Source organism: Flavobacterium terrae (assembly GCF_900142035.1).
GTDB lineage: Bacteria > Bacteroidota > Bacteroidia > Flavobacteriales > Flavobacteriaceae > Flavobacterium > Flavobacterium terrae.
Window position 1 is genome coordinate 492,376 of sequence record NZ_FQZI01000001.1, and the last position, 13,665, is coordinate 506,040.

General features: G+C 34.1%; 6 protein-coding genes. 3 read left to right on the forward strand and 3 right to left on the reverse strand.

Features of this window, described 5'->3' with window-relative positions; genetic code table 11:
* Positions 1-160 precede the first annotated feature (160 nt).
* From BUC09_RS02260 to BUC09_RS02270, 3 genes are all read left to right on the forward strand, one after another.
* Positions 161-5,611 (forward strand): choice-of-anchor J domain-containing protein, encoded by a 5,451-nt coding sequence (locus tag BUC09_RS02260; protein ID WP_143161848.1) that lies wholly within the window; start codon positions 161-163, stop codon positions 5,609-5,611.
* 68 nt (positions 5,612-5,679) lie between these two features.
* Positions 5,680-6,600, forward strand: coding sequence for a PorP/SprF family type IX secretion system membrane protein (locus BUC09_RS02265; RefSeq protein WP_073308287.1), 921 nt, complete (start codon positions 5,680-5,682; stop codon positions 6,598-6,600).
* Positions 6,601-6,616: 16 nt separating this feature from the next.
* Positions 6,617-8,488 carry an OmpA family protein gene (locus tag BUC09_RS02270; RefSeq protein ID WP_073308289.1) on the forward strand — a complete coding sequence of 624 codons (1,872 nt, stop codon included), beginning with the start codon at positions 6,617-6,619 and terminating at the stop codon, positions 8,486-8,488.
* A 307-nt stretch (positions 8,489-8,795) separates the two neighbouring features.
* Here BUC09_RS02270 and BUC09_RS02275 read toward each other — a convergent pair whose 3' ends face one another.
* The 3 genes from BUC09_RS02275 to BUC09_RS02285 are packed head-to-tail and all read right to left on the reverse strand — an operon-like array spanning position 8,796 to position 13,560.
* Positions 8,796-10,109 carry a DUF5689 domain-containing protein gene (locus BUC09_RS02275; RefSeq protein WP_073308291.1) on the reverse strand — a complete coding sequence of 438 codons (1,314 nt, stop codon included), beginning with the start codon at positions 10,107-10,109 and terminating at the stop codon, positions 8,796-8,798.
* A gap of 2 nt (positions 10,110-10,111) precedes the next feature.
* Entirely contained in the window at positions 10,112-10,753 is a 642-nt protein-coding gene (locus BUC09_RS02280) for a choice-of-anchor J domain-containing protein (protein ID WP_159432929.1), read from the reverse strand.
* 11 nt (positions 10,754-10,764) lie between these two features.
* Positions 10,765-13,560: a TonB-dependent receptor gene (locus BUC09_RS02285; RefSeq protein WP_073308295.1), complete on the reverse strand. Its 2,796-nt coding sequence runs from the start codon at positions 13,558-13,560 to the stop codon at positions 10,765-10,767.
* Positions 13,561-13,665: the final 105 nt, after the last annotated feature.

Sequence of the window (13,665 nt, forward strand, 5' to 3'; positions counted from 1 at the left end):
CACAAAACTAACAAAATGTAAGCTAGTTATTATTTTATATTCATTAAAATTATGTCTTTCATCGAAAAAAAACGACATTATGTTAAAATTCGTTATTAAATTGTTAATTTTTTTTACATTTGGAAATTATACAAACTCGTTAACCGAAACTTTAACAACTATGAAAAAAATTACTTTATGCTTTTTCATGATGATTCTTCCTATGTTGGGGTTCTCCCAAATTAATGAAGGATTTGAAGGAGCTTCCTTTCCACCGACCACTCCGGGGAACTGGGCTGTTTTAAATAACGGCGTTGGAACCGGAATAGAATGGGCGGAAACAACAACTGCTGCCTTTGTTCATTCAGGAACGAAAGCCGCAATTATTGATCGAGAAAATATTGGCGCAGGCAATACTTCGCAAGACTGGCTAATAACGCCTCAAGTAACTTTACCGGCAAATGGTCAATTGCGATTTTGGACTAGACAAACTCTTACAGGTAACAATGGCTCTACCTATGAGATAAGAGTTTCAACAGATCCATCTCAAACCAATCAAGCAGCCTTTACAACTGTTCAAACATGGACAGAAACTACCTTAAATGCAACGTTTAATGTGTACGAAGAAAAACTAGTAAGTTTATCTGGTTATGCGGCTGGAACACAGGTTTATATTGCCTTTGTTAAGATAAATACTCAACCTTCTACTGCAACAACAGGGGATAGATGGATTATTGATGATGTTAATTTAGTACAACAGTGTTTAGATCCTTCAATTTTAACTGCTGCAGTTACTGGTCCTACTACAGCAACACTGGGTTGGACAAATAACGGTTCTGCTACTTTATGGGATATTTACTATAATTTACAACCGGATTCTACAGTTCCAGATGTTTCGACAACACCTTCTTTTGATGACGTAGGTACTACTTCTTACCCTGCTACGGGATTTTCACCAGGAACATCTTATAAGTTTTGGGTTAGAGCTCAATGTGCTGGTGGAGTAGTAAGCAATTGGGTGGGACCTTTTAATTTCACTACCAATCCTGCGGGTTCTATATGTTCATCGCCAATTTTAATAAACACTTTACCTTATAGTCATACTGCAAATACAAGTACTTATGGAGATTTCTTTGATACTCCACAAGGTGCAGGATGTGCTGGAGGTGCGACAAATTATTTACAAGGAGCTGAAGTATTTTACTCTTACACTCCTACAGTATCAGGAAACATTACTATTTCAATGACTCCAGGGGCTGCAAGTTCAAGTATTTTTGTATATAATGGATGTGCTAATGTAGGTGTAACTTGTTTAGCAGGTGTTGCAGATACTACATCTAATATTAGAAATATTGCAACTTTAGCCGTTACTGCTGGTCAAACTTATATTATAGTTATTTCTTCAAGTACAACACCAGCGGCCGGAATACCTTATACATTAGTTATACAAGAGAAATTTTGTGACCCTCCAACAGGAGGAACTACTGCTAATCCAACTACTACTTCAGTAGAGATGTCTTGGGCAAATCCTTCAGCAGCGACTTCTTGGCAGGTAACTGTCCAAGCACCAGGTTCTGGAGTTCCTACTACACCTGGACCTTTAACTCAAACAGCAAATACAAATACGAGTTATGTTTTTAATGGTTTAACAGCGGCAACCCCTTATGAATATTGGGTTAGAGCTGACTGTGGCGGTGGTTTATTTAGCCCATGGGCAGGACCGTATTTATTTAGTACAGCTATTTGTGATCCAGCTGACAGATGTAATTATACATTTAGAATGACCGATTCATACGGTGATGGTTGGAATGGTGCTAGAATGGAAATTAGACAAAATGGTGTGGTTGTTGCAACAATTGGATCTACGTTTACTACTGGTGCAGGACCTATAAATATTGTAGTGCCATTGTGTCAAAATTACCCTTTTGAGTTACATTGGACAGTTGCAGGATCATTTCCTTCTGAAGTAGGTGTTTCAGTTATTAATAATTTTAATCAAACACTTTTTACGAAACCGTCAGGAACAGGATCAGCTCCTTCGTTATTGTATACAACATCATTTAGTTGTTCAGAGCCAGCTTGTTTAGTTCCTTTGGCTTTGAACGATACAACACCAACAACTTATGGTGCGACTTTAACATGGAATGCAAATGGTGGTACAAATTGGGATATTTATATTGTGCCAACAGGATCACCAGCTCCTACTGCCACATCAACACCAACAGTAACTAATGTTACATCAACAACTTATGTAATACCAGCGTCTTTAGGATTATTACCTAATACTACGTATCAATATTATATTAGAACGGTATGTTCACCAACACAGCAAAGTGGTTGGGCGGGTCCTGGTGATTTTACAACATTACCAACTTGTTCAAGACCAACTGGTCCAAATTCATCTAACATAACAGCTTCATCAGCAACGTTAAGTTGGACACAACCCAATAATCCAGACGGTAGTTTAGCAAATGCTTGGCAAATTATATTGTTACCTTGTGGATCACCAGTGCCTACTGCTGCAACTCCAGGATGGATATCTGTTAATACAAATACATATAATGTTTTAGGATTAACACCTTTAACATGTTACGATTTTTATGTAAGAGCAATTTGTTCTCCTACAGATGCAAGTCCAGTATCAGTAGTACATACTTTCTTTACGCCTGACACAAACGATGAGTGTGCTAATTCTAAAGAGGTTCCTGTAAATCAAAATACACACTGTATTCAAACTGTTTTTGGAACTGTGGCGGGAGCAACAGCATCTCCTCAAGCTAATACTTGTGGTGCAACAGCAGACAATGATGATGTTTGGTTCCACTTTGTGGCAACAGCTACTACACATTATATATCATTGTTAGAGCCAGTAACATCTACAGCAAATCCACCAGCTTTTCCAACTGCGGCACCAGGTGGCTTAAATTACTCATTATATAGAGGGTCAAATTGTGGGTCATTGGTTCAAGTGAGCTGTAGAACTGCAAATGGAGGAATGGAAACTGGTTTAGTGATAGGTGAAACTTACAAAATACGTGTTTATTCACCAGGAACTGCAGCTTCAACGAAACGTTTTGAAGTTTGTGTGGGAACAAAAGTAATTTATTGTGAAAATTCAATACCAGTTTGTGCAGTTAATGCTGTAATTTTAAGAAATGATGTTGGTGTTCCTGCTAATCCTAACCCTATTAGTGGAACTGCAACTACGACTGTTGGCTGTTTAGGTTCGGCACCTTCCCCTACATTTTATTTCTTAACTGTTCAACAAGATGGTAATTATACTTATTTTATGGAGCAAAGTACTAACCCTACTTTTGCAACAGTTGATTTGGATGTGGATTATGTAACTTGGGGACCTTTTACTTCGGTTGCTCAAGCATGTGCTTCTATTTCAGTTAGTAATACAAGACCAGCTCCACAAGGTTGTAGTTTCTCTGCAGCAGCTACAGAGACTTTCACTTTGAATGGAGCCCTTGCAGGTCAAGTATATATCATGATGATCACAAATTATACTGCTTCTAGTAGTTATCCAGGTAAAAGAGGTTATATTAGAATAACAAGGACTTCTGGCCCTGCTCCGCTAGAATGTTGTCCATTTGCTAATTTTACATATTCTAGTTCTTTCTTCTGTAAAGATGGTGCAAATCCTTCTCCTATATTAGGTACCGCATCAACAGCTGGAACATATACGGCATCAAGTCCTAATTTAGTGATTAATCCAACAACTGGAGTTATTGATTTAGCGGCAAGTACAGTGGGAACTTATACTGTCACAAGTACTATCCCAGGTGATGCAGATTGTCCTACTTCTACCGCTACGTTTAGTGTTACAATTAGCAATCCGCAATCTGCTACAATTTCTTATGCAGCAGCTTCGTTTTGTAGAAATAATACTGTAGCACAGCCGGTAACTGTTACGGGTTCAACTAATGGATTCTTTTCAACATCACCAGCTTCAGGTCTTTCTATTAATCCAACAACCGGGGCAATTACACCAAGTACAAGTACTCCAGGTTTATATACAGTTATTTATACAATCCCTGCAGCTAGCGGATGTCCTGCATTTACAACCCAAACACAAGTAACTATTGATGCTTTGCCAGTAGGAACTTTTAACTATGGTACAGCACCATATTGTTCTAATGGAGGTTTTGCAAATCCAGTATTTACTGGAGGAGGTGTAGCAGGAACATTTACTTCGACACCAGGATTGGTTATCGATTCTTCAACTGGAGTTATTGATTTGGCGGCAAGTACAATAGGAACTTATACAGTTACTAATGAAATTGCTGCAAATGGAGCATGTCCAATTGTTTCGGAAACTGCTTCAATTACTATTACTGCTTTACCAGTTGCAACATTTAGTTATTCTTCTGCAAATCATTGTCAAAGTGAAGGGACTATATTGCCTACATTTATTGGTGGTGGTTTAGCTGGTACATTTACATCTTCAGCAGGACTTGTTATAAATGGAACAACAGGGGAAATTGACCTTGCTTCTAGTACACCAGGTTCATATACGGTTTATAATACAATCGTGGCGGCAAATGGATGTCCACAAGTTCAAGAGCAATATACAATTATTGTTTATGCTAATCCTGATGCAACTATCATTTCCTCTGATGCTGATAACACAATATGTGCTGGTGAAACAGCAACTTTAACTGTGAATCCTACTAACTTTGTTGTTACTGACGCAACTTATGTTTGGTTATTGAATACTAATGTTATTCCTGGAGCAACATCTTATCAATACAATCCAACAGCGACAGGTGTTTATGAGGTTCAAATAACATTAAATGGATGTACAAATGTTACGCCTATAACAGCTAGTTTTACAGTTAATTTTGTTCCACAAGCTACAATAGACGGTACAAACCTTGTAAAATGTATTAATGAGGTTTCAGTAATTACTGTTACACCAGTGAACTATACTACTACAGATCCAGTTACTTATTCGTGGACACTCGATGGTGGTCCATTAGCTGATACAACAAATTCAATTAGCTATGATGATTATGGAACTTATGAAGTTACAATAACAAATCAAGGTTGTTCAAGTACTTATGCTATAACAGTTTCGCCTGACACGACTGAAATTCCAGTTGATGCAATTGGTGAATGTGTTGGAGCAAATTATATTCTAACAGCATCACCTATCAATGGTTCATTTGACCCAGCTAATGTTGTATATGAATGGACGAATTCTAATGGAGATGTTGTTGCGAGTGGAACAAATCAAAATACATTTAATGTAACTCAATATGTTCAAGATTCTAACATTTCTTCAAGTAGTTTCCCACTAACATTCACAGTGAGAATTACTACTAGCCCAGAAGGATGTACAGATACACAAGACTTTGTTGTATTGTCTTCAATATGTACAATTCCAAAAGGTATTTCGCCAAACGGTGATGGGAAAAATGATTCATTTAATTTAAGAGGTTTAGGTGTTAAACACTTGAGTATTTTTAATAGATATGGTACTAAAGTTTACAGCTATAGCAACTATACTGATCAATGGCATGGCCAAACTGACAAAGGCGACGAATTACCAGTTGGGACATATTATTTTGTTTTTGAACAAAATGATGGACAAAACAAATCTGGTTGGATTTACATTAATAAATAGAGATAGATAGATGTAGTCTGTTCGATATCGAACAGACTACATTCTAACAAATAAAAACATAGTAAAAAATGAAAAAAATATTTTTCACAGCCCTAGTTGTTGCTTTTACATTTAATGATGTTGCAGCTCAGCAGGATCCACATTATACACAATATATGTATAATATGAACGTGATGAATCCAGCCTACGCAGGGTCAAAAGAAAATTTAAGTTTTGGTTTGTTGTTTCGCAAACAATGGGTTGAAATTGAAGATTCACCTACTACTTTTACTGCAACTGGTCATTCACCAGTGGGTAAAAATGTTGGACTTGGATTATCTGTTATTTCAGATAGAATAGGACCAGTAGAAGAAAACAATATTTATGGAGACTTTTCATATACGCTTAACCTTGGTGGCGAACATAGATTAGCTGCTGGTATAAAAGCAGGTGTTACTTTACAAAAAATTGGATTAAATAGTCAAATTGCTTCTACGCTAGCAGTTCCAGATGATGGACCTTTTGCACAAGACACCTCTAATTCACATTTAAATATTGGTACTGGATTGTTTTATTATACAAATAAGTATTATTTAGCATTTTCAATTCCTAATATGCTTAAATCTGCTCATTTAGACTATAATGGTGTTGAATATGGCTCAGAAGTACAACATTACTTTTTAACCGGGGGTTATGTGTTCAATTTAAGTGAGAAAACTAAGTTTAAACCTCACTTTATGTTGAAATCTGCTTTTGGAGCACCGAGCTCTCTGGATGTTTCAACCAACTTTTTGTTTTTTGATAAATTCGAAATAGGTGCAACTTATAGATTAGATGATTCATTTGGTGCTTTAGTTAATTATAGAATTACTGATGGACTTAGAATTGGTTATGCTTATGATCACATTGTTTCAGATCTTGATGTAACAACCCCTTCATCACACGAAGTAATGTTGTTATTTGATTTGAACTTCCCGAAAAAAGTGTCAAGTTCGCCACGTTACTTCTAACATAAACAAACTTAAAATGAAAAAAATATATATAGCTATAGGTTTTGCTTTTGTAATTTCTACTACGAAGGCTCAAAACAAAGAAACTAAAGTAGCAGATCAACTTTTTAATCGTTATGAGTTTGTTGATGCTGCAAAGGAATATTTAAAGTTAAACGATAAAGGAAAAGCAAATCCTTATGTTTTTAAGCAACTAGGCGATTGTTACTATAACGTTTTTAATTCAGTAGAAGCAGAAAAATGGTATGCTCAAGCTATAACTTCTGAGCAAGATGCAGAAACCTATTTTCGATATGCTGAGATGTTAAAAGCTAATGGAAAATATCCTGAGGCTAATGAGGCTATGAGTAAATTTGCGAATTTAGCACCTAATGATCAAAGAGCTCTGAGAGCAAGTAATAAGAATTATTTAAATGAGATTCTTGGACAATCTAAAAAATTTGATGTTAAATCTGTTCCTACTAATTCAAAATATTCTGATTTTGGACCTTATTTAAAAGATCAAACTGTCTATTTTGCTAGCGCAAGAAATACTGCAAGGAAAACTTACGATTGGAATGATCAGCCCTATTTAGATATCTACAAAGCAGATTTTGTAGATGGAAAGTTAAGTGAAACTGCTACTCCAGTTGATGAACTAAATTCTGCTTATCATGAGGGTCCGGTTACTATCAGTGCCGATGGAAAAACAATGTATTTTTCTAGAGAAAGTTTTTTTGATAAAAAGTTTGTAAAAAGTACAGATAAAAAAACGAAACAAGGAAAAGTAAATATTTTTAAAGCAATAAATGTTGACGGAAAATGGTCTAATATAACTCCAGTTTCATTTAACAGTAATGAATATAATACTAGTAGCCCATCATTAAGCAAAGATGGCAATACTCTCTATTTTGTTTCGGATATGCCTGGAAGCTTGGGTAAGACTGATGTTTGGAAAGTTGCTGTAAATGCTGATGGTACATTTGGTACAATTGAAAATCTTGGATCGAATGTAAATACAGAGGGTAATGAATTGTCAGCGTTTATTGCAGATAATTATGTACTTTATTTTGCTTCAAACGGAAGAGGTGGATTAGGTGGTCTTGATGTTTATGCATATGATTTATCTAAACCAGCAGAAGCAATCAATTTAGGTAAACCAGTAAACAGCGAAAAAGACGACTTTGGTTTCACTTTTAATCAAGAAAAAAACATTGCTTTTTTATCAAGTAATAGAGATGGAGGGATAGGTGATGACGATATTTACCTTGCAATCCCAGTTTGTAATACTGATTTAATTGTACAAGTCAATGATGGAAAGTCAGGATCTAGTGTTTCAGAGGCAAAAGTTGTTGTTACGGGAGATGCTTCAAGTAATCTTGCAAACAGTGTTTCAAATGAAATGGGTAAAGCTAACTTTCAATTTGAATGTGAACAAGCAAAATCGATTACAGTCTCTAGAAATGGTTATTATGATGAAACAATATCAGTACCTCAAGAAAAAGGTGAAGTTATCTTAAATGTAAGCTTAAGACCAATTGAGGCTATTGTAACCGAAACAGAAGTTATTCTTAACAATATCTATTTTGATTATAATAAAAGTAATATTACTCAGCAAGGTGCTTCAGAGTTAGATAAACTAGTAGCTGTTATGAATCAATATCCAGAAATGGTAATTTTTGCAAAATCACATACGGATTCACGCGGTAACGATAAATACAACATGAGTTTGTCAGATAGAAGAGCAAAATCTACAGTGCAGTATGTAATTTCTAAAGGTATTGCTAAAGAAAGAATCACTGGTCAAGGTTTCGGCGAATCTGAGCCTAAAGTATTGTGTGGTGATAATTGTACAGATGAAGAACACGCTCAAAACCGTCGTTCAGAGTTTATGATTGTTAAGAAGTAATCTTTCACACAAAATTAAAAACCCATCTAATGATGGGTTTTTTTGTTTCTAGATTTTTGTCAAACTATTGTAAACTGTAATAATTGATTTATTATGTTTTCGTCACAGATTAGTTTCTTTACAAATTGTTTTTAGAGGTCTTTTATTGAATGAGTTTCTTGAAAATTCTAACAAGTATATAATGAATGCCTTTATCTTTTAGTAAAACAATTATTTAATCATTTATGATTATCATTGTTATGATTATATTTCAATAAAAAAGAGTCTCATTTTGAGACTCTTTTTCTTATATTTTGATCTAAACTAATTAGAAGTGAAATACACCAACATTGTCTACTCTCCATTGAGCAGCTCCAGATGTTGTTGAAGTATACCTAAAAGCAACTCTTACATTTGAATTTCCTACGTAAGGGGCTAACGAAACATTGCCTGAATTTGTCCATACAAAACCGTTTGAAGTAGCCATAGTTGCACTTAATTGTGTCCATGTTGCTGTAGATGGTAAACCAGCTGTATAGTTTGTTGAAACATAAACTTGAAGAGCATTTCCTGTAAAGTTTTTAGCAGTATCAAATTTTAAATAAGCACTTGTTAAACCTGTTAAATTAATACTCGGAGAAATTAACCAGTCTTCGTTATTTTGAGCGCCACTAGCAAATCCATTCATGTCAGCGCATTGTGTAGGATTTCCATTAGTTGCATTCAAAGTCCAAATTTGTGCACCTATTACACTTTGTTTTATCCATGAATTAAAATTTGTTGTAAAAGGCTCTTCAAAAACGTAAGTAGGAACAACTCTTGGGTTATTCAATTTAACATCTTCTATTGTTCTAATCATAAATTGCCAAGTACTACCAAATTTAGTTAATACACCTCTTAATTTACCATTTCCTGAAGGAACTTTTTGAGAAGCAAAAGTTGCATATTCACTTGTACGAACAATTATTCTATTTCCATCAGCATCAGTGATTTCATGATTTGTAGCGCCTCCTCCAGAATCTATATCAAAGTAAGTTCTATTGATTGAAGCATCTGTAAATTGTACATTATCAAACTCAATTAACTTATTAATATTATTGTTGTTTTTTGCTTGGGTAATTGTAAAATTATTTACAATCATATCTTCATTAATCTTTTCACAAGAACTTTTTACAACTTTATTATAATTTGCTAATGGAATTCTACCTACTTTGTCATCGTTTAAATTATCTGGAGTATCGTTGTTATATCTGTATCCAATAACTGTTGAGCTATTTTCTCTAATGTAATGAACAAGTGTGTCCATTTTAATAAATACCTTACGGCCTGGCTCAAAATCTGTATACAAATTATAGTTGTCAATTGGAATACTAAAACCAGTATTACCATCTATTGATACAAGCGATACTGATTTGTAAAAATTTCCACCTTCATCACTAGAAGTAACATAAGCTTCAATTACGTCGTTACCATTGTATTTTGTAAGGGAAGAACTTGCAGTTGAAGTTATGTCACTTACTTGTTTTGTTACTGTAAGAGTTTCACAATCTGATTGTGGCTCATTGTAACTGTCGTCAACACAGTTAATGGCTGTTAAAAATAATGACGAAAGAAATAAACTTTTTATGATAGTTGTTTTCATAATTATTCCGTTTCAAAAAGTTTAATGTTATCTAGTTGGTAAGTTGTAGAGTTAGCTGCTTTGTCACCAGTGTATTTAAAAGCAATTCTAACTTTTTTACCTTTGTAAGAACTCAAATCAATATCACCACTTTTAATGAATACATCACTTTGAGCCGAAGTAGGTAATGTTGGATTTAATTCTGTCCAAGTAGCTGTAGCAATTCCAGCTTCTGTACCGTCATAGTTTTCAGATATGAAAACTTTTAAAAGACTTCCTGTTGTGGTTGTCCAAAATCTAATTTTTGTTTCAAATGAAAGAGCTGTAGCACTGTTTGGATTTAGTGTTCTTTCAGGAGTTACCAACCAAACTTCATCTGTTGTGCCAGTAGCTGAATAGAATGAAGAAAATTCTGCATATTTATTATTACTAAATAGTCTACTATGCCAAAGCCTTGTTCCTGAAGTACTAACATTGTAGTTAGCCCAACCTTCTAAAGCTATTGCATTTTCTACTGAGCCACTTCCAGCAGCAGTACCTTCAAACCCTTCAAATAAAAGAACTTCTTTTACCTCAGGAATATCAAATTCTTTTTCAGTATCACAACTGCTCATTAAAGCTGTTATTGTTGCGAAAACGAATAAATGTTTTATATATTTTTTCATAGTTACCAACATTATAAGTTAATGTATAAGTTTACGAAATACGTTCTTCCATATCCAAAGAAGTATTTAGGGCCAAAAGAAGGAGTTCCATGTGCAATATCTTGTTGTAAATCAGCAAAAGTAGCTTTTCTCGATTGCTCAAATCCACCAGTTTTGTAAATTTTATCCAGAACGTTGTTTACAGTTGCAAAGAAACCAAAAGTAGTTTTTCCAACTCTCCAAGATTTTCCACCTGATAAATTTAATAAAGTAATTTCATCAAATTTTTCTTGTTGAAGAATTTTTCTAACAGATGCTTCATTAGCTCCTAAATATGAAACACCTGTATTGTCAATTGAGAAGTTGTTTGTTCTCAAAACATTTGAAACGTCCATATAGCTTTCTCCTAGATAGTTAATGTTTGCAGAAATCGACCAGAAATGAGGGTCTCTATATTCTAAACCAAAAGAACCAGCAGTTTGAGGCATACCTGGTTGACGGTAGCCTTTTAAATAAGTTTTCCCAAAATCAACTACAGGATAAGAATTTGATGCAGTTGCTTGTGAATCATCATTAATTTTTAAATTAGGATTATTATCGTATGTATACTCTCCGTAAGAAGCAGCAATAGTTGCTTTTATTGTAGAGGTAATTTGGTATTCTAAACCAAATTCAGCACCGATGTTCTTTTTGTCCATTCCAGTAACAATTTCGCTTACGAATGAGTCAGCATCACCATCGTCATCTCCAATTCCTTCAGCATAATAGAATGATAAATCTGTGCTATTTTGTATTTTAGACATAAAAGCAGTTAATCTTGCTTTGAATTTTGGCATTCTAATGATATAACTTGCATCTACACTAAAAATGTTTTCGCTAGTTAAATCTGGGGTAATATTGTTGTTGATTCTGGCATTAGCAAAAGTGCTTCTTAAGCTAGGTGCTTTTGTCATGTACAAACCATTGAAGTTTAATAAATGAGCACCAGTAATTTTATAAGTTAAACCACCTTTGAAACCAAAATTTTCGAAAACAAGTTTTGCACTTTTCCCAAAAGAGTTGTTAGCATAAAAACCATTTTTGTATAGACCTTCTCTTTGATACTCAGATCTAACAAAAGATTGTGCCATATAAAAATCAGCTTTTTTATAGCTAAATTTAAATTGAGTAAAAGCATCGAACACAAGAGCATTTAAGTTATAGTTATAACCATAAGTATCTCCTACAACTACTTTTCTATCAGGATTGTTTAAATCAGAATCTTGAGATTGTCCATTGAGAGTATTAGCAAAAAGATCTTTATCAACAAAATATTGACCACCTAATAAATCCAATAAATTTTGGAAGTTATGAGATTTTAATTTTTTGAAATTTACAGAAGCATTTAATGAAATGTTATCAGACAAACTTGAGTTTAAAACAGAATTAGCTGCAATTAAATCATCATCAGTTCTATCTTCATAAAGAACATAGATACTTCTTCCAGGATTTACACTACTTTCTCTGTTATCTTTATAAAGATCAGACCAGTTAATTTGTCCATCATTCAAGAAATTGTTTTTAAGATCCTCTGCACCTGCATAATTAGGTTGCCAAACACCTTGAGAAGTATAATAGTTTAATTGGTAACTTGGTAAATTTCTGTAATAAGTTGGGTCTGGATTGTTTCCTAATTGATAATCAAATCTTGAATTTCCAATTTTTCCAGTCTGATAAGAAACATTAGTGTTTAATTTGTTTTTACTGTTAATTGTCCAATAATGGCTTAACATTAAAATTGGTTCTTCAATATCTTTGAATCTTGAGTTTCTCTTTTCACCATCTTGATAACCCCAATAAGAATTGTATTTATGACCTTTTAGATCAATTACTTCTTGTGTGTTAGGAGAAGTTTTTCCTCTGCGGTTTTGAGCAAATATAGAAGTAAAGTTTAAAGCATGATTTTCACCAAATTTTTTCTCGACACTAGCAAAGAATGAGTTTGCACTATAATTAGTACCATCAAAATAACCTTCGTTAGCCCATCTTCTTCCAGCAGAAATAACATACGCCCATCCATCTTTATTAACTCCAGAAGCATGAGTACCCATCATTCTCCAACTATAATTAGTATTTGTTCCTGCGAATGAAATACGTGTGCCAGGTCTGTAAATAGAAGCTCTTGTGTTAATTTCTTGAGTTCCTAAGATTCCTCCAAATGTATAGTCAGATGGTGCAGAACCCATAGTAAATTCTTGGTTTCTAGTTGCGTCATTCAAACCACCCCAGTTACCCCATTGCGGTCTTCCATCATAAATTTTATTCATTGCAATACCATTAATCATGGTAGTACCATATTCATTGTCAAGACCTCGTATTCTAAATCGAGCTTGTCCCCAATTAAAGGCTGCTGATTGCTGATAAGTATCTCTTGATGCTTGAAGTAATCCAGAAGTACTTTCTGACCCACTGTTGTCATCACCTAAATCACTTTCAGTAATTGTAATTAAGCTCATTTGTTGTTCAGTTGATATTAAATCTTCTTCCATAACAACAATACCCAAATCTAGAATTTGATTTTTAACAATTTCAATGGGTAATAATTGCTCTTTATAACCATCACTTTTAATTCTAAGTAATTGGCTACCCACAGCAACATCTTTAAAAATAAATTTACCATCAGCATCAGTAAGCTGAGTTAAATTTGTGTTTTGAATTGATGCAACCACATTTCGTAATGGGTTTTGAGATTTGGCATCAATTACCTTACCAGAAATTCCAGTAGGTTGTTGAGCAAAAACAAAAAAAGCATGCAATACAAACAGTGTACTTAAGACAAGTTTTTTCATAAATAAAATTAAATTAATTTACTTTTTCCTACTCGTTTTTAAAAAGCAGGGCGACAAATGTACATTTTTTAATAATATTATTTACTTTTGGCCAGAAAATTGTAA